Here is an 18,588-nt window from a genome sequence, read left to right on the forward strand (position 1 = left end):
TGTTGGTAAAAAAAATTTAATTTAAATTCTACTAATTACATATACTTAATATAAAAATGAAAAATCTATATAAAATATCACTTACAAGTATCTTTTTACTACTAGCCTTTACAACATCGTACGCACAAAATATCGAAGGTGTAGTAACAACATCAGAAAACATTCCATTAGAAGCTGTTAACGTTGTTATTAAAGGAACAACTTTCAGTACCAGTACTGATCCAGGCGGAAAATTCTCAATCGATACCAAAGGAAAACTTCCGGTAACAATACTAGTTCAATACGTTGGCTATAAAACTACAGAAATAGAATTGGACGCTATACCAGCAACTCCATTATCAGTAACTTTAAAAGAAGAAAATGAACTTGTAGAAGTTGTGGTTTCTTCAAGACGTAGAATCGAGAAAGTTCAGGATGTGCCAATTGCCATTTCTGTTATAACAGGAAAACAAGCGGAACAAACTGGTGCCTTTAACGTAAATCGTATTAAAGAATTAGTTCCATCTGTGCAATTATATTCATCAAATCCAAGAAATACAGGAATTAACATTCGTAGCCTTGGTTCTCCATTCGGGTTAACAAATGACGGAATCGATCCGGGAGTTGGTTTTTATGTTGATGGTGTTTATTACGCTCGTCCGGCCGCTACAACTTTAGACTTTATTGATGTAGAACAAATCGAAGTATTACGTGGACCACAAGGATCTTTATTTGGTAAAAACACAACGTCTGGAGCTTTTAACATTACAACTCGTAAACCAAGTTTTACTACTGGTGCTGACTTTGAAGTAAGCTATGGAAATTACAACTTTTTGCAGGCTAAAGCATCTGTAACAGGAGCTTTAGGCAAAAAAGTGGCAGGACGTATCTCTTTTTCAGGAACACAACGTGATGGTTTAATTGACAATGTCGCTACAGGAAGACCAACTAACACATTAAATAATCAGGGAATTAGAGGTCAATTACTTTGGACACCAACAGTAAATACCAATATTATATTAGCAGCCGATATAACAACACAGCGTCCTGACGGATATGCACAGGTTGTTGCTGGTGTTGCTCCTACTCAAAGAGCTGCTTACCGCCAGTTTGATGCAATTATTAAAGATTTAAATTATCAATTGCCAAGTTTAAATGCTTTTGATCGCAAAATTGATCACGATACACCATGGCGTTCAAATCAGGATATGGGAGGTATTTCCCTTAATATTGACACCAAAATTGGTGGCGGTACACTTACCTCAACAACTGCTTGGCGTTTTTGGAACTGGGATCCATCAAATGACAGAGACTTTACGGGATTACAAGTATTAGCAAAATCACAAAATCCAACAAGACAAACTCAGATTACGCAGGAAGTTCGTTATGCTGGTCAATTAACATCAAAATTAAGCGGAGTTGCAGGTGTATTCTTCATCGATCAAACTTCTCAAACAGACGGTACAGAAGAATCCGGTAATGCACAATGGAGATTTGCACAAAGTTCAACTAGTCCATTATGGAAAACTCCTGGTCTTTTTGAAGGATACGGAATCAAAACAGATGCCAACATCAGAGCATCGAGTGCAGCAGTATTTGGCCAATTAGACTGGGCTATTACAGAGCGCTTCCACGTTTTACCCGGTTTAAGATATAACTTCGATAAAAAAGATGCGCATTATGCCCGTACAACATATGGAGGTCTGCAAACAACAGATCCTGCGTTATTAGCTTTGAAAAAATCAGTTTACTCCGATCAGGCATTTGATTCTAGTACTGATAATACTGACTTTTCCGGAAACTTAACTCTAACGTATAAAGCTTCTGACAAAATTAATGCTTATGCAACTTATGCGAAAAGCTACAAGCCAGTTGGCGTGAATGTTGCCGGATTACCAACAGATTCAAAAGGACAGCCTTTAACCGATCTTGCGGTTATCAAACCTGAAAAAGTAAATCATTATGAAGTTGGAGTAAAAACTTCGCCTTTCAGAAATTCTATATTGAACGTAGCTTTATTTAATACAGAAATTAAAGATTACCAAACAAACGTTCAGGCAGCTGAATTAGGTGTTAACCGTGGTTATCTTGCTAATGCAGATAAAGTACGTGTAAGAGGTGCTGAACTAGATGCAAGTTTTGTAGTGAATCAACACCTGACAATTAATGGTGCTGCAACTTATACCGAAGGTACTTATGTGAAATTTACAAATGCACCACTTCCTCTGGAAGAAACAGGAACTACTGTTGGAGGAGTTCAGGTTGCCTATAAAGATGTTTCAGGAACAGATTTACCGGGTGTATCAAGATGGGCAGGATCTTTAGGAGGTGAACTTTCAGATAATGCAAGATTCTTTGGTAATGCTGGAAAGATTTTCTTGGCACTTGATTCCTACGCTCGTTCTGAATTCTCATCTAGTCCTTCTGCTTCAAAATATTTAGTAGTTCCAGGTTATGCGATTTTCAATGCTCGTTTAGGTTTCCGTGCATCTCAGGGATTATCAGTTCACTTCTGGGGACGTAACCTTTTAAACAAAGATTACTATGAGCAATTATTACCGGCCGGAGGAAACTCAGGACAATATGCAGGAGTAATTGGAGATCAAAGAACTTATGGAGTTACATTGAAATATTCATTATAAGAAATTATTTAAATTCCAAAATACAAAGCGAGGCAAGTTTAAGAACTTGCCTCGCTTTTTTATAATCACAAAAAAGCATTTTAAACCCATTTTAATCTTCCTGAAATACATTTTGATTTGTATATATTCGCAGCCTGAATTTATGTAAATGAAAATTCTTAGAATATTTCTTTTTGTTGGCCTCTTAAGTCAAGTGGGAATTGCGCAAAATAAACGCAATATCGACCAGCAAACGCTGACCTGGATTCGGTATTACAATATTTTACCCTTAACTGAAAAATGGGCTTTACACTCTGAATTTGATAATAGAAATTTTTTAAATCCTATTCATGAAAACTTATTTGTGATCAGAGTTCAGGGAAGATACAGAGCAACTAAATTAGTCGATTTAGGTGGCGGCTTTGCCTTTTTTAATGTCAACACTCAAGATCCGCATTTTGATCCTGATTTTTCAGTTCCGGAATATCGTGCCCAGCAAGACATTACACTGATCAATGATATTGCTAAGATTACATTTCATAATCGTTTTCAATTAGAAGAGCGTTTTATTCAGAAAGCAACTAGAACGGAATTATTGGATGATTTTTCTTTTGCTTTCCGATTTAGGTACCGATTACAATCTACTTTTGATCTTTGGAAAAAAGAAAACCGAAGCTTAAAGGGTACTATTTCTGATGAAATTCTCCTTAATTTCGGAAAAGACAACAAGAGAAATACTTTCGATCAAAACCGACTTTATGCTGCTTTACGTTATCACTTCAATCCGAATGTTGGTTTAGAAGCTGGTTATTTGAAAAGTTTTCAAAGACGCGCTAGTGGTGTTGATTTTTATGATCGGGATATTATTCGTTTTACCGTTTATCATCGGATAAATAGGAAGCCTAAAATAAATAAATTTTAAAATTCTAACTCTTCAAATATTTTACTAAAACCTAAGGTGCTTTTGCGTTAGGGATTGAGGCGGTATCCTTTTATGAAGTGAAACGGAATAAAAGATATAGCCGAAAGCCCGACCGAAGGGAACGCCCAAATAATTATTCTTCTCTTTCTCTTTGTTTTCTTTTAGACCCCTTTTCAGCTGCAAAATTTCCAATTTTATACGCCACTGAAAACATAATATAACGCTTTAAAACCGTATTTTCTTCGTCACGGATGGATGTCGCAGAAATTGTTCTGGTTGCACTTTGGTTTTGATTTAAAACATCATAAACTTTTATTTTGGCGTACAGTTTTTTATCTAAAAATCCATAAGACAAACTCGTATTCCAGAGAAAAAAATCTTTTTTGAAATCGCCGGAAATATTAGAATTATAAGTATATCCAAAATCATTTCCGAAAATCAAATTTGCCGGCCAATAAGATGTTGTTTGCAAATTAATTCTGTGAACTACATTTGAGGTTGCATCACGTGTGTAATTCTCATATTTTGTTTCATTATAAGATAAACTATAAGAAGGTGAAACAACCAGTAACTCGCCATATTCATAAGACAAATAAACTTTTGGCGTTACTGCTGTAGATTTAGCATTGTACATAACCGCGTTTGTAAAACCTTTATCAAATGTATACGTTCCGTTTAGCGCCAAGCCATATCGTAAAACATGAGCATCTTTTTTAACAGACTGGTTCCAGTTTCCACCAACAGAAAACGTATATGTTCCGCTTGTATTTACATACGTTGTTGTTCTTTTTCCACTCTCATCATAAAAAGAAGTTGAGTAAATATCTGTACTATAATAATCTCCTTTAGCATTTAAACTATATCCTGAACGTGTGCGGAAATCAAAATTTCTGAAACTAAAATTGGCTGTACTCTTTTCGACGGGTTTCAAATTCGGATTTCCTATAATTGTATTCAGTGGATTACTCAAATTGGCAATTGGTAATAAAAAGCTGGATGCCGGAAGTGTATTTGAATAATCATATTTAAAAGCCAAATTTTTAGAACGGCTAAACTTGTACCTAAATTGAGCGGTACCAAAAGGCAACGCATATTTCTTATTCAGATCCGTTTCTTTGCCTAAATACAAACCATGATTATCATAAGCAATAATCGAAGTTTTAGTGTCCAGATTAACTGTAAACTTATTTTTCTGCAACGTAATCCCAAATTTTGGGCTAACCGAATTTTGTCTTGAAGTGGTATAAGTCGTCAAAGATTCATTTATATCAGAATAAGATTGTGAACCTGCATCAAAATCAAAGGTTTTTTGATCTTTAATTTCGTTTTTCCAATCAAAATCAGATCCAAATCGAATTCGGAGTGAATCTGTTATAGGTTCTGTATATTCAATATCTAAAGAATAAGCATCATTCGTATTTCTATTACTACTTGTCTGGTTTCGTTCATCATTTGGTTTATTATCCTGATAAAAAATAGTCTCCGAAATGTTCAGCGCATCTGTATCGGCTTTTGTATTATTATTGTCAAATACAAAACTTAAGTTTCTATTTTTTTTCTCAAAAACTTTATTAAAATTAAGTGTATTAGCGAAATTCAAAGTATTATTTTCTCTGTGCGATTCTGCCGTACTTTCGTTTAAGGAAGCTCCATTTTCATCTTCAGAAAAACTGGACGAAGACGAATCGCTATTGACACGGGTTTGATTAAATTTTGGCGTAATAGCAATTCGCGTAGTCGGATTGAGTTTGTATTCTAACTCGAAATTAATCTTATTTCCCGTATTCTCATTCCTTGTTTTAGCATCAGATTCGGTGAGAATATTTCCTGTTGGCAAAAAACTCAGCTGATTCGCTTTACTATCATTATTAGTGATTGTGTTCGAAAAATTATAACTGCTTGAAACTGCCAAATCTTTATACCAATCGTCTGAGTAATTAATACCAGCCAGATTAGACTGCGTAATTCCTTTTCCGCTCGTTGTACTTTCTCTATTGGCGTTATTATTTCTGCCGCCTCCCATATTATCAAACACATCGTCCATTGAAAAACCGGTCGAATTGATATTATTTGAAGAAGCCAAAACACTTATTTTTTGTTTATTATTGAAGAAATTCAGCATCAGACTACTTTCATAACGATCATCTGAACCATAACCGCCAAGCATTTTCCCAAAGAAACCTTTATTTTTCTTTTCGTCTATTGTAAAATTTATGGTAGAATTATCTGAACTCGATTCTTGTTTCGCCAGTTCTTCTTTTTTTGTTTTGAAATCCGAAACCTGAACCTTTTTTATAATTTCAGCTGGCAAATTTTTTAAAATCATAGCGCCGTCTTTATCAAAAAAAGTTTTTCCATTGACTAAAAACTGCGTCACTTCCCTCCCGTTTACAGTAACTTTTCCGTCGTTATCAACATCAACCCCAGGTAATTGCTTTAATAAAGTTTCGACATTGGCATCCGGGCGGACTTTATATGCCGAAGCATTAAATTCTAATGTATCTTTTTTAACTGCAATTGGCGGAGCTTCCGTTTTAATAATTACATTTTCTAAAGCATTTACATTCTCAAGCAAATACAATTTTCCAAAATCTTTGCTTTCCAAAAGTGATTTCTGTTCCTCGACCAAAGTTTGATAACCCATGTAATTGATTTTCAAATAAACAGGCTTGTCGATTTTTTTTGTATTGATTCGGAAAACGCCATTTTTATCAGTAGTTGCATATTCAATTACTGTAGAATCTTTTACGGTTGTAAAATAAATTGTTGCCATTTCAAGAGGAAGCTGTGTATTAATGTCAATAACAGTTCCTTTGATTATGATATCGTTCTGAGCATTTGCCGTGTAGCAAAAAAGAAAAATCAATAAAAGAGAGAGAAATTTGGTCATAAATAGCTGGTTAATAATTATAAGACCAAAAAAGAACGCAAAGGTTTAATTTTTAGTTTAAACATTTATAAAACTTCTATTATCTCAAAAAAAAATCCCCGTCTCAACGGGGATTTTTTTTTATTTTTCTCTAATATAAATATCGATCGGCACTCCTGCAAAGTCCCAGTTTTCTCTAATTTTATTTTCAAGATATCTTTTGTATGGTTCCTTAACATATTGTGGCATGTTGGCAAAAAACACAAACTGAGGTGTCAATGTTGGCAACTGCATACAATATTTAATTTTCACATATTTACCTTTTGTAGCTGGTGGCGGGTAAGCTTCAATTACTTTCAACATATATTCGTTGAATTTTGAAGTCGCAATTCTTTGTTTTCTGTTTTCAAAAACCTGAACCGTAGCTTCCAATGCTTTCAATAAACGTTGTTTCGTTAAAGCCGAAACGAACAAAATTGGCACATCAGTAAAAGGCATTAATTCTTTTTTAATTTTCTCTTCGTAATCACGAGTCGACATGGTATCTTTTTCAACCAAATCCCATTTGTTTACCAAGATTACAACACCTTTACGGTTTTTTTCGGCCAACCAGAAAATACTCTGATCCTGACCTTCAAATCCACGGGTTGCGTCGATAACCAATATACAAATATCTGCATGTTCAATCGCTCTAACAGAACGCATTACAGAATAAAATTCTAAATCTTCCTTCACTTTAGCTTTACGACGGATTCCCGCAGTATCAACCAAGTTAAATTCAAAACCAAAACGGTCAAATTTTGTATCAATTGCATCACGTGTAGTACCAGCAATATCTGTAACCATGAAACGCTCTTTACCAATTAAAGCATTGATAAAACTAGATTTACCGGCATTTGGACGACCTACAACAGCAAAACGAGGTAAAACCACTTCTTCCTGAACTGGCTCTGGTTTCTCTGGGAAAGAGTCAATCAAAGCGTCTAATAAATCTCCTGTTCCGCTTCCTGAGATACTTGCAAATGTGAAATACTCCCCTAAACCAAGGTTATAAAACTCAACAGCATCTTTTTCACGCATTGCGTTATCAACCTTATTTACAGCCAATAAAACTGGTTTTGTTACTTTACGCAACAATTTTGCCACCGTTTCATCCATTGGTGTAATTCCTTCTTCTACATCAACCACAAAAATAATAACATCAGCCTCATCGATAGCAAGCTCTACTTGTTTACGAATTTCACCTTCAAATACGTCATCAGATCCACGGATATAACCGCCGGTATCAATTACAGAAAACTCTTTTCCGTTCCACTCGCTTTTACCATAGTTTCTATCACGGGTAACCCCAGATACAGAATCTACAATAGCTTCTCTTCTTTGTATCAGCCTATTAAAAAGGGTTGATTTCCCTACATTAGGTCTTCCTACTATCGCAACAATGTTATTCATTTTTTTGAATTTTTGATTTTAGACTTTAGATTTTTTGATTTTAGTATCCTATAATCAATAACTTATAATCCAAAATGCTTTATTTTAATTTTTTGCAAAGGTAGGTAAAAAAAGTGGCTAAGCCACTAAGTTTCTAAGTACCTAAGATTTTTGTTTCAAATTTCAGGTTTCAGATTTCAAGTTTTAAGTTTTAAGCACTTATGCTCAACTTGAAACCTGAAACATTAAAACTATTGATTATATCCAAATCGTTTCAACATATTCGCGTTGCTTCTCCAGTTTTTGTTCACTTTCACGACTAGTTCAATGTGAATTTGTTTTCCGAAGAACTTCTCTAAATCAGCACGCGCATCGGTTCCAACTTTCTTAAGAGCGGCACCTTTATGTCCAATGATAATTCCTTTTTGAGTTTCGCGTTCTACCATAATGATGGAACGGATTCTGATGATTTTTTCGTCTTCAAAAAACTCTTCCGTAACGATTTCAACTGCATACGGAATCTCTTTGCTGTAATTCAACAAGATTTTCTCACGAATTGTTTCATTTACGAAAAAACGTTCTGGTTTGTCTGTTAATTGATCTTTAGGATAATATGCCGGAGATTCTGGCAATAAAGAAATAATTCTGCTGAAAACTTCCGGTACATTAAAATTCTGTAAAGCTGAGATTGGGAAAATTTCAGCATTTGGAACTTTTGCCGTCCAAAACGCCACTTGCTCCTCTAATTGTTCCTGATTCGAATTGTCAATTTTATTCAACAATAATAAAACCGGTATTTTAGCATGGATGATTTTATTAAAGAAAGCTTCGTCTTTTAAGTCCTGCTCCCCTATTTCGACCATGTAAACCAAAATATCAGCATCTTCAAAAGCCGATTTTACGAAGTTCATCATCGACTCCTGCATTTCATAAGCCGGTTTGATGATTCCTGGGGTATCTGATAATATAAGTTGAAAATCTTCGCCATTCACGATTCCAAGAATACGGTGACGAGTTGTTTGTGCTTTTGATGTAATGATCGATAATCTTTCTCCAACAAAGGCGTTCATCAATGTTGATTTTCCAACGTTTGGATTCCCGATGATGTTTACAAAACCTGCTTTATGTGACATTTGTGAAATATTTATTGTGCAAAGGTAGTCATATCAACTCAATACAGAAAATAAAACATTTTTTAAAGTTTTCGTTGGATTTCTCAAAAAACGACGTATCTTTGCACCCGAAACATCGCGGGATAGAGCAGTAGGCAGCTCGTCGGGCTCATAACCCGAAGGTCACAGGTTCGAGTCCTGTTCCCGCTACTAGTAAATATTAAAAGCCGAGAAATCTAGATTTCTCGGCTTTTTTAGTGGTTCGAAAAATCTTGTTTCAATTTCTTAAAATTTAAAACTCCTGTATTTTCAGGTGAATTTAGTTCGAGTCCCATTAAGTTAACTGAAAAAAATCAAATTGAAAGTTTATCTTAGATATATCTAAAAGGTGAAATCTATTATATTTTATATTAAAGCAAATAGTTCAAAAAAAAATCAATCCATCCCAACCTTTTTCGATTTTATTACATCTAAAGTATAAACGGAAATTAACTCATCAAAATACTTTTTTTTATTGTTAATTTGATGAAATCAATTCCTTTATTACTCCCGGATTAGTTCTCCGGTAAAGCAGAATTTATCTCAAATCAATTTAATAAATACCACATTATTATGAAATGGTTATTTACGCTTGTCTTTTCATTCCTATCATTAGGTATCTGCGCTCAGCAAAAAAATAACCATACAATAAAAATTTATCTGGAAGATGCTGAAAGAGGGAGAAATATTGATGATGCAAAAGTAACTCTTGAAGGTTTTGAAATTCCGGTAATCATTGGTCAATATGACAAAAAAGGTAAGTTCTATTATTTTGATAAAATACCTACTGGGTATAATACTATCATGGCTTATCATAAAAAATACAATGAAAAGGGATTTCAGAATTTAGAGGGATTGCCAGGAGAATTGAAATTGAGGCTTTATGACCCTTTGAATGTTTCTTATGAATATCAATCGAATACTTACGAAGAAAGCAAACAAGATATTTTTGTTGAAGATCCATACAAAATTGCGATATTTTCAAATGATCAGGAAGACTATAATCTTTTTAAAGATTATCTCTATAATGAATTAAACAAACTAAAATTAGATATAGAAGTTGTCAATCCGTATTTAGAATCTGATAAAGATAAGAATAGTCCCTATCCATTTGGAAACAATCATTTTTTAGAGCAAAAAGAGCCTTATCCCAAAATTAAGACCTTTAACTTAAGGACTACAGATGATTTCATACTACCTTTAATTGGAGGTTATAGTACTGAAGAATATTATTATGGTGACGATAGGAGATATAAAATTACTGCAAAAGAAGTAGCCTTTTATTTTAGAAAAAAAAATGGCGCAAAGTTTAAGCGCTTCAATGATCCCATTTTAAAAAAAATAAGATTAATTAAAAGAATAAATACAGCTTCATTAATTTATCTAAAGTATATGTATGAAAGCACAAATAAAAAAAAACATTACAAAAACAAATACACAAATAAACTAGACGAACAAAATCAATTTACTAGAATAGATTCTTCTAAAATTTTCTTTTACAATAATTTCCTGAATCTGAAAGCAATGATGATTCCAACTCAGGATCGTTTCGGTATGAGATTAGGATCATATTATCCCGTTACAAACGAATTTCTGATACAATATAAATCCAATATTCTAAATGAACAAAATCATGTTGACAATAAGAATGTGTCAGGTCTTAAGTGTGCAAAAGGATTAATTGAAGTCGAACCAAGTACTGGCTTAGGAATACTAGATCAATATGAAAATCTTAGTAAATGTCTAGGTCAAAAATTTTAAAAAAATAATGACAGAAAATTCAATAATAGAATTATAAGAAATTGGCATCATAAAATAATTAAATTAGATGAAAAAAGTTCTTATGATTGTTTGATTAAAAAAAAACAAAACAATTTACTTGATTTGAAACAATAAAAGAAATTCATGAAAACAATAATTTTAACATTCTTAAGTCTTTTTTCAATTGCAAACGGTCAAAATCAAAAAACTAATACCGCAGTAAGAGATATTACTTTAAAAATTCCTGAAGGCTATTATAGATATAAATCAAAAGAAATTTCCGGAATCTGTGCTATGGGTTATTTTAGTGAACCTCATGCAGAATACTACGATTATGATTTTTATAAAAAGGATAATCATATATATTGTCAAAACAAATTAACAAATATTGATGCCAACGGTTTTCAGCGTTTGGGACTAAATTATTATAAAAACAATAATAATGTCTATTATTACAGCACAGATTTAGGGTTGCAGAAGATTCCGAATGTTGATCCAAATTCATTACGTATTTTAGGTTCTTTTTTAGCAGATAAAAACTTTTTGTATTTAAAGACCTTAAAAATAATTAGAAGTCAGAATTTGAAATTAATATTGGACAATATACAATATGAAGAACCTCCAGTCAAAAATACTACAGAACGTTTCTTTTCACCTTCAAATTATTACATATTAAAAAATAACAAAGGATATTGGGTAATAAAAAGTTCAAGTACTATTATATCATATAATTTTCTAGGAAAAATGTATGATCCTAAATGGGACAGAATTAGAGAAGAAAACAAATACATTACTGATAATGATATATATAATTCAGTAAATGTAGATACAAAACCGGACTACCCTGGTGGAATCGATGAATTTTATAAATTTGTACAAAAAGAATATCGCGTACCAACCGAAGAAGGGCTTAAAGGTAAAGTATATGCTATATTTGTAGTTGAAAAAAATGGCGTATTATCCGGAATAAGAATTCTTCGCGATATTGGATATGGAACTGGAGACGAACTTATAAGAGTTTTAAAACTGTCTAAAAAGTGGAATCCCGCAATAAAAAATGGGCAAAAAGTAAAGTGTTTGTATTCTATTCCTTATACAGTAAATGCATCACTTGATTAAGTTATATTTAACATTGCCAAATCCCCATGAAAATGGTTCGAAAATTGTCCTGTTAGGGCTACTAAGACAAAAGCTTCAGAGAAATCTGGAGCTTTTTTGTTTTCAACTATCTTTGACAACATCCGTTGCGTTCACGAGCGGGACGCTCGCGCCAGCAGAGGTTTTTTTTTATTTTAAATTCTAATAGCTTGTTGGGCTCATATCAGCCGCGGCGGACACAGGTTCGAGTCTTCGCCGCGGCGAACTACTAAGACAAAGCTTCAGAGAAATCTGGAGCTTTTTTTTGGATTACTTTAAAAACAACTTTGCTTTCATGAGCGATACGCTCGAGCTGACAGCGACTATTTTTACTTAGTTTCCTTTTCTATTTCTTTAATTATTTCTTTAGCCGCTTTTATCTGTTGGTCATAAACTTGTACAATTTCGGTTGACATTCCTCCTAGTATATTTAATCTGGTAATATTTGAGTCATCAATTACAGATTCCATACCCTTATCAGTTACTCTTAACGATGTTTCAACAGATAAATTCCCGAAAAATTTTTCGGCATTAGCTAATCTAAGCATGTTTTGTTGATAGTATTTAAGAATTGATGATTTCAATTTTTTATTTTCTATATAGCCTATTTTTCCGCTTGACTTAAAACCATCATAATCACCAGTGGACGTTTCTCTATTAATAAATGGAGGCAAAGGGTTGATTTTTATCTTTTTTAACTCTTCATAATTTGATTTATACTGATTGACTATTTCTAAATTTTTATTAAAACTTTTCAGCCTTGTTGAATACGTTTCCATAAGAAGAATATCCTGACTCAAATCCTGATTCAAATCTGTTAAAAATTCTTTTGCCTCTTCTCTTTGATGACTTTTTTCACTCATACTATGAAACCAAATAGAAATAGTAACAGCAAAAACGATTATGCATATTTCTACTATAATTTCCTTTACTTTCTCTCCAAATGTGTGTTCTGTGTTTTTCACAGTTTTGTAAATTTTTTTTGAATGTTCCGTTATTTCTTCTTGCATTTTGTTTTTTGTAAAATGTTATTCTGTTAAAGTTGTACGCTCACCAAACACTGGTTGTGCGTTCTTTTTTTTATTTATTCTCTTCCTTGTCAATTTCTTTTATAATTTCCCTCGCTTGCTTAATAGCATCCTCATAAGGTTTTTGATTGTATTTGGTAAAATCATTAATACCTGACAAAATTATCTTTGTCTTCTGTTTTAGCACAGTTGTATTTATATCTTCATCTTCTTTTCCACTTAGTAATAAATCTACATATTTTGAAGTGAGTTTGTCGTATGATGCTTCGACATGCACTATCTGTGGAATAGTTTGCTGATAATAACTCAAAATCTGATTTCTTACGTTTTGATTTTCTATAGTATTTATTTTCCCACTAGATTTAAAGCCTTCATATCGCCCATTATTTACTATTGTATTAATGAGATTTGTACCGGATTGAATCTGTTGATGATTCGCTTTAATACTGTCTATCTTTTTTGGTGTAAGATGCAAAGCAAATGATATTTGTTGCTGTGTTTTATCTAATTTTTTTTTGGTCTCTTCTAGGTTTGAAATGTCATTTTGCAAATCTTCTTTCAACCCAATTAAAAATGTTTGCGCATCTTTATGCTCATGTCTTTCTTCGCTCCAGGAGTGAAGCCAAATTGAAAGTGAAACTGCAAATACGATGATTAAAATTTCAGCAAGTACTTCCTTTGCTTTTTCTTTAAAAGAATGGTTTTTATTGTTCATCTCTGAATAGATTTTTTTTGAGTGTTTTATTATTTCGTCTTGCATGTTTTGGTTTTGTAATTTTAACCTGGCTATTGGTGAAAGTTTATTTTAGTACGCTATTTACTTCAACGACTTCAAAATCATCATTATTTTGCAGTAAGTGTTTTAATATAGGAATATGTCCTTGTCCAAATATTAGTATAACATATTTGTCATTTGCATTTATTTGAGTAATTACATTAGCATAAATCGCTAAATTCCTTAAATACCACTCAGAAACTGCTTCCGCACCAATATAATTCTCTCCTGCTCCAACTTTTACCATATATTTTAAGTACAATGATAAATTTTTCTGCAAAAGTTCTTTTGTATTTAGATATTTTAGTATTCCGGTTATTGAATTTCGTTTTACGACACCATCTATTTCAGCCATAAAGTTTTTAGCAGTAGTACCTAATTCATTTAATAGATACAACTGATTTTTTTCTTTAGCCGTTACACCTAGTAAACTGTCCTGTTTCATTAGATACAAAACATCAACACAATTAATCTGTTTTAAATTTAATTTTTTAGCTAATCTAAAACCAATTTGCTCTCGTTCAGAAACGGTTAATTTATACCTGTTTTCTAAATATGCATTATACAAACTATCAAATTGCTTTTGCTGCTTAAATGGTTTTTCTATCATCACTTTATCAGCATTTGTTCGTTTTAAAGTTTCGGTCAATTCTTCCAGTTCCTGCTGTCTTTTAGGAGCTAAAAAATCATCTGTCTTTAATTCATGCGTATCTAAATGAGGTGTTTCGAAGTGAATTGTCCCTATTAATAAGATTTTAGTTTTTTGTTTAGATTGCTGTCCAAAAGTTGTTGTTACAATTAAAAGCGTAATTAAAAATGTAGAAAGTGTTTTAAGGAAAGTCATTTTTTTTAGATTATTTTTTATGGTTGTCATTATCCCAAATTTCTACCAAATGTTGATTAGTTATTTCTATCGCTCGAAAGTCACACACAACGTACTAGTATTACACAGTTTGCAATTAAAGAGATAAGTTTTTATTCGTTTTTTACATTGTGTACGAACTTTTCTTTTATAATGTAAGGTTACAATACTACTCAAAAAAAACAAGGAAGCCTTACGGTTTCACGTAAAGTCATTTTTTTTGTTCGATCTAAAATAAAAAAAGAAAGTATAGAATAAATAAGTCATAAAAATGATTTTAATCGAAATCTCGTCTACTTTTGCCAAATGTTAGAAATTCTTTACCAGGACGAATATATTATAGCAATTAATAAACCAAGTGGACTGCTGGTTCACAAATCATTTTATGCGCGCGATGCAAAAGTGTATGCTATTCAGGAACTGAGAAATCAAATAGGGCAACATGTTTATCCTATTCATCGTCTGGATCGCAAAACATCTGGTGTCTTGTTATTTGCCTTGGATAAGGAGACTTTGAAAATTATGAATGATCGTTTTGCCACACGCGAAGTCGAAAAAAAATATTTAGCCATTTTACGTGGCTGGTCACCTGAAGAACTAACGATTGATTATGATTTAACTAATGATGATGATATTACACAAAATGCAATAACCCACTTTCATCGTTTACAAAATGCCGAAGTTGAACTAGAATTTAATAATAGACCAACATCGCGATATTGTTTGGTAGAAGCGATTCCTGAAACGGGACGTATGCATCAATTACGAAAACATTTTAAACATATTTTTCATCCCATTTTAGGGAGCCGTCCGCATGGTTGTAACAAACAAAATAAGTTATGGCTGGAGAATCATGACCTGAAGGGAATGATGCTTCATGCACATCAATTAATTTTTAATCATCCCATAAAAAACGAACCACTAATCCTGAACGCAAAGATTAATGAAGAGTTTAGCAGAGTTGGTACTATTCTTAATTTGGATTTGAGTAGGTATGAATAGAATAATAGGTTACTAAACAAAAAAATGCGCAAAGTTCCTATAGACATTTGCGCATTTTTTCAAGGAAAAAACTTCGGAAAGCCAGAGTATTACCAAATTGTTATTCTGTCTTTCTTTGGCAAAAACATTTTATCTCCAGGTTGTACGTTAAATGCTTCATAAAAAGGAGTAGTATTCATTAAAGGGCCATTAACACGCCAATTTGGTGGAGAATGTGGGTTATTGTTAATCCACAAACGCAGGAACTCGTCTTTCATTTTTACCCTCCATATTTTGGCTATAGAAATAAAGAAGCGTTGGTCTGGAGTAAAACCATCAATTTTTGTATTCCCTTGCCCTTCTTTAGTCATTTTAAAAGCATCATAAGCAACTGCTATTCCGGCAATATCAGCCGTGTTTTCGCCAACTGTCATTGCGCCATTAATGTGTAGATCGCCTAAAACGGTATAAGTACTGTACAAATTGATAACCTGTTGTATTCTTGACTTAAACTGTGCATAATCCTCTTTTGTCCACCAGTTTTTTAAGTTTCCATCTTTGTCATATTGAGCACCCTGATCATCAAAAGTATGGGTAATTTCATGACCTATAACCATTCCTATACCTCCATAATTAAGTGCATCATCTGCATTATTATCAAAATATGGGGCTTGTAAAATACCTGCAGGAAAAACAATTTCATTTGCAGTAGGGTTATTGTAGGCCGTAACTGTTGGAACTGTAGTGTACCATTCTGATTTATCGACCGGTTTACCCAATTTTGCCAATTGAAATTGATATGCAGCTGTAGCGGCCGAAACCATATTCTCAAAATAAGTATTTCTGGCTACATGTACATTACTATAGTCTCTCCATTTATCCGGATATCCTATTTTCTTCGTCATGGCTGCCAATTTTTCTTTAGCTTTTTGTTTCGTAATGGAACTCATCCATTCCAATTTATCAATTCTTTTGGCATACGCTTTTTGCAAATTATTCACGAGGATTAACATACGTTTTTTAGCATCTTCTGAAAAATATTTCTTTACATACAATTGACCCAATGCTTCGCCTAAGTACGTATCAAGGACACTAGCCATTTTCTCGCCACGTGATTTTTGAACAGCTTGACCAGAAAGCACTTTGGTATACTCAAATGAGGCATCTACAAAAGGTTTACTTAAATCATCTGCATATCTTTCTATAGATCTTGCCTTTAAATAAATTTTCCAATTATTAATGGGGATCGTTTTTAGCAGCTTATTAAGGGCATCATAATAGGCAGGTTGAGCAACATTAATGAAATCTGTTTTAGCATCTAAATTATTCAAAAATGTAGTCCAGTCTATGTTAGGATGTCTTTTTACAAGATCTGTCACAGCCAATTTATTATAATTTGCCTGCACATCCCGAAGTTCAACTTTTGTTTTATGTGAAACGGCGAGTTGTTTGTCAATATCGTAAACCAAATTAGCATTCTTTTTAGCCTCTATGGCATTGCTGCCGGTTTGTTGAAACAAGGTAGTAAGGTATTTTTTATACGCTCCCTGTATGGCAACAGTTGATGAATCTGATTTGAAATAATAGTCCCTGTCAGGCAAACCAATACCCGTTTGATAGATTTGGGCAATGTTCATACTGCTGTTTTTATCATCTGGTCCCACTCCAAAACCTATAATAGAAGAATTGTCTACTTTTTCTTCATTAACTACAAAATTCATTAATGATGGTAAATCGCTAATTGCTTCAATTTTGGCAAGCAAGGGTTTGATAGGTGCATAACCGCGTTTGTCAATGGTTACTGTATCCATACCTGATGCATAAAAGTCTCCGACCTTTTGCTCAATACTTCCTGCTGGATTCTTGCTTTGTGAAATACTGTCCAATATTCCTTGCAGATGCATTCGTTGTGGGTAATTCATAAACATATAGGCACCAACTCCGGCTTGAGATGCGGGTATTGATACAGAATCATACCATTTGCCATTTACATATTTAAAAAAATCATTACCAGGTCGCAATGTGGAATCTATTCCAGTGATAGCAATATTTTTTTTTCCTTCATGTTTTGAACACGATGTAAAAGCTAAGAACGCGATGAATAGTATTAATGAATTTTTCATAATCTAGATTATTTCTATTAAAATGAACTGAAAACGTTTGAGGGCAGATATTTTAAAATGTATATATCCGGCATAGTTAATTTTAGCAGAACAATATACGAATTCAGTTTCTAATTCTAAAGTTTTTATAAGAATTACCACTTATAAAAACTTTAGAATTATGGGCTGATATTATCGTTAATATAATAATCCCCTGCTCTATTGAGTGCTCCTTATTCATACTGAACAATCCCGAAGATTTTCGGAATTGACTTTGCTTCATTTCACACAATTATATAATTGAGAAATAAAGACCTGATAAGGTCCGTAATTCAAAACTAATATTTTTCTGGATGTTTTTTTACTAATTAAAATTTACGCAAATTTTCATTAAAGGCGCTTCTGAAAACGGCATAAACCTAGAGAATATTCTCTCAAAAGGAAAATAATTATTATTTTTTTTACTTCTTCTTTTGAATAAAAAAATGAAAAAAAACTGCTTTACTTCCATTTTTCATCCAAAACAACGAATTATTAATCAAACAAATACATTTTAATTTCCCAAATTTGTGTACGATAGAAATTTCGAAAGATGATAATTTCGGAACAACTAAAAACAATTTCCTGAAAAATTTTTTTTGCGTATTCTAAAATTATTTGCATTTTTGCACCCGCAATAGCAAAGCAGGCCCGTTCGTCTATCGGTTAGGACGCATGGTTTTCATCCATGTAAGAGCGGTTCGATTCCGCTACGGGCTACTAGCTAACAAAAAGCTTCAGAGAAATCTGAAGCTTTTTTTATGCAATAAATTTAATCTAATTTCATGTCTGCTTAATCTCAAAAAAAGCCACTCTATGAATGAGTGGCTTTTATAGGATATAAAGAGTACTAACTCGATTTAAAAAAAGAACCAACTATTATTTAAAAAACTTTGTTCTTCATATCACTAATAATATTTGCATCTGTAA

12 protein-coding genes and 2 tRNA genes are annotated in these 18,588 nt (G+C 32.9%); 7 read left to right on the forward strand and 7 right to left on the reverse strand.

All coding sequences use genetic code 11. The features are described 5' to 3' along the window. Positions 1–56 precede the first annotated feature (56 nt). Positions 57–2,621, forward strand: a complete 2,565-nt coding sequence (locus tag IRZ99_RS16165; protein WP_194658250.1) for a TonB-dependent receptor — start codon at positions 57–59, stop codon at positions 2,619–2,621. Positions 2,622–2,769: 148 nt separating this feature from the next. After that, positions 2,770–3,522, forward strand: a complete 753-nt coding sequence (locus IRZ99_RS16170) for a DUF2490 domain-containing protein (protein ID WP_194658251.1) — start codon at positions 2,770–2,772, stop codon at positions 3,520–3,522. 133 nt (positions 3,523–3,655) lie between these two features. On the opposite strand, the gene IRZ99_RS16175 is transcribed toward IRZ99_RS16170, so the two are convergent. From IRZ99_RS16175 to era, 3 genes are all read right to left on the reverse strand, one after another. After that, positions 3,656–6,412 (reverse strand): outer membrane beta-barrel protein, encoded by a 2,757-nt coding sequence (locus tag IRZ99_RS16175; protein WP_194658252.1) that lies wholly within the window; start codon positions 6,410–6,412, stop codon positions 3,656–3,658. 120 nt (positions 6,413–6,532) lie between these two features. Further along, the gene (gene der, locus IRZ99_RS16180) at positions 6,533–7,843 is read right to left on the reverse strand and encodes a ribosome biogenesis GTPase Der (protein WP_194658253.1); all 1,311 of its coding nucleotides are present in this window, start codon (positions 7,841–7,843) and stop codon (positions 6,533–6,535) included. Positions 7,844–8,073: 230 nt separating this feature from the next. Beyond that, positions 8,074–8,955, reverse strand: a complete 882-nt coding sequence (gene era / locus IRZ99_RS16185; RefSeq protein WP_026985744.1) for a GTPase Era — start codon at positions 8,953–8,955, stop codon at positions 8,074–8,076. Between the two features lie 116 nt (positions 8,956–9,071). Here era and IRZ99_RS16190 point away from each other — a divergent pair. The 3 genes from IRZ99_RS16190 (at position 9,072) to IRZ99_RS16200 (ending at position 11,853) form a co-directional block, all read left to right on the forward strand. After that, positions 9,072–9,144, forward strand: a tRNA-Met gene (locus IRZ99_RS16190). Between the two features lie 402 nt (positions 9,145–9,546). After that, positions 9,547–10,734, forward strand: coding sequence for a hypothetical protein (locus IRZ99_RS16195; RefSeq protein WP_194658254.1), 1,188 nt, complete (start codon positions 9,547–9,549; stop codon positions 10,732–10,734). 144 nt (positions 10,735–10,878) lie between these two features. Then, positions 10,879–11,853 carry an energy transducer TonB gene (locus IRZ99_RS16200; protein WP_194658255.1) on the forward strand — a complete coding sequence of 325 codons (975 nt, stop codon included), beginning with the start codon at positions 10,879–10,881 and terminating at the stop codon, positions 11,851–11,853. 347 nt (positions 11,854–12,200) lie between these two features. Here the strand turns inward: IRZ99_RS16200 and IRZ99_RS16205 are convergent, their stop codons facing one another. The 3 genes from IRZ99_RS16205 to IRZ99_RS16215 form a co-directional block, all read right to left on the reverse strand. Beyond that, the gene (locus IRZ99_RS16205) at positions 12,201–12,881 is read right to left on the reverse strand and encodes a hypothetical protein (protein WP_194658256.1); all 681 of its coding nucleotides are present in this window, start codon (positions 12,879–12,881) and stop codon (positions 12,201–12,203) included. Positions 12,882–12,951: 70 nt separating this feature from the next. Beyond that, complete coding sequence (locus tag IRZ99_RS16210) at positions 12,952–13,659, reverse strand: DUF6090 family protein (RefSeq protein ID WP_194658257.1); 708 nt, start codon at positions 13,657–13,659, stop codon at positions 12,952–12,954. Positions 13,660–13,699: 40 nt separating this feature from the next. Beyond that, entirely contained in the window at positions 13,700–14,548 is an 849-nt protein-coding gene (locus IRZ99_RS16215) for a DUF5694 domain-containing protein (protein WP_194658258.1), read from the reverse strand. 294 nt (positions 14,549–14,842) lie between these two features. Here IRZ99_RS16215 and IRZ99_RS16220 point away from each other — a divergent pair, with 294 nt between their 5' ends. After that, positions 14,843–15,538, forward strand: coding sequence for a pseudouridine synthase (locus tag IRZ99_RS16220; protein WP_194658259.1), 696 nt, complete (start codon positions 14,843–14,845; stop codon positions 15,536–15,538). An 89-nt stretch (positions 15,539–15,627) separates the two neighbouring features. On the opposite strand, the gene IRZ99_RS16225 is transcribed toward IRZ99_RS16220, so the two are convergent. Beyond that, the gene (locus IRZ99_RS16225; RefSeq protein WP_194658260.1) at positions 15,628–17,640 is read right to left on the reverse strand and encodes a M13 family metallopeptidase; all 2,013 of its coding nucleotides are present in this window, start codon (positions 17,638–17,640) and stop codon (positions 15,628–15,630) included. A 666-nt stretch (positions 17,641–18,306) separates the two neighbouring features. Here IRZ99_RS16225 and IRZ99_RS16230 point away from each other — a divergent pair. After that, positions 18,307–18,378, forward strand: a tRNA-Glu gene (locus tag IRZ99_RS16230). The last annotated feature ends 210 nt before the right edge of the window (positions 18,379–18,588 follow it).

Origin of the sequence: Flavobacterium sp. LC2016-12, assembly GCF_015351595.1 — a bacterium.
Classification (GTDB): domain Bacteria; phylum Bacteroidota; class Bacteroidia; order Flavobacteriales; family Flavobacteriaceae; genus Flavobacterium.

Coding starts and splice junctions, on each gene's coding strand:
- IRZ99_RS16165 (WP_194658250.1), top strand. CDS start 57: ATGAAAAATCTATATAAAATATCACTTACAAGTATCTTTTTACTACTA.
- IRZ99_RS16170 (WP_194658251.1), top strand. CDS start 2,770: ATGAAAATTCTTAGAATATTTCTTTTTGTTGGCCTCTTAAGTCAAGTG.
- IRZ99_RS16175 (WP_194658252.1), bottom strand. CDS start 6,412: ATGACCAAATTTCTCTCTCTTTTATTGATTTTTCTTTTTTGCTACACG.
- der (WP_194658253.1), bottom strand. CDS start 7,843: ATGAATAACATTGTTGCGATAGTAGGAAGACCTAATGTAGGGAAATCA.
- era (WP_026985744.1), bottom strand. CDS start 8,955: ATGTCACATAAAGCAGGTTTTGTAAACATCATCGGGAATCCAAACGTT.
- IRZ99_RS16195 (WP_194658254.1), top strand. CDS start 9,547: ATGAAATGGTTATTTACGCTTGTCTTTTCATTCCTATCATTAGGTATC.
- IRZ99_RS16200 (WP_194658255.1), top strand. CDS start 10,879: ATGAAAACAATAATTTTAACATTCTTAAGTCTTTTTTCAATTGCAAAC.
- IRZ99_RS16205 (WP_194658256.1), bottom strand. CDS start 12,881: ATGCAAGAAGAAATAACGGAACATTCAAAAAAAATTTACAAAACTGTG.
- IRZ99_RS16210 (WP_194658257.1), bottom strand. CDS start 13,659: ATGCAAGACGAAATAATAAAACACTCAAAAAAAATCTATTCAGAGATG.
- IRZ99_RS16215 (WP_194658258.1), bottom strand. CDS start 14,548: ATGACAACCATAAAAAATAATCTAAAAAAAATGACTTTCCTTAAAACA.
- IRZ99_RS16220 (WP_194658259.1), top strand. CDS start 14,843: ATGTTAGAAATTCTTTACCAGGACGAATATATTATAGCAATTAATAAA.
- IRZ99_RS16225 (WP_194658260.1), bottom strand. CDS start 17,640: ATGAAAAATTCATTAATACTATTCATCGCGTTCTTAGCTTTTACATCG.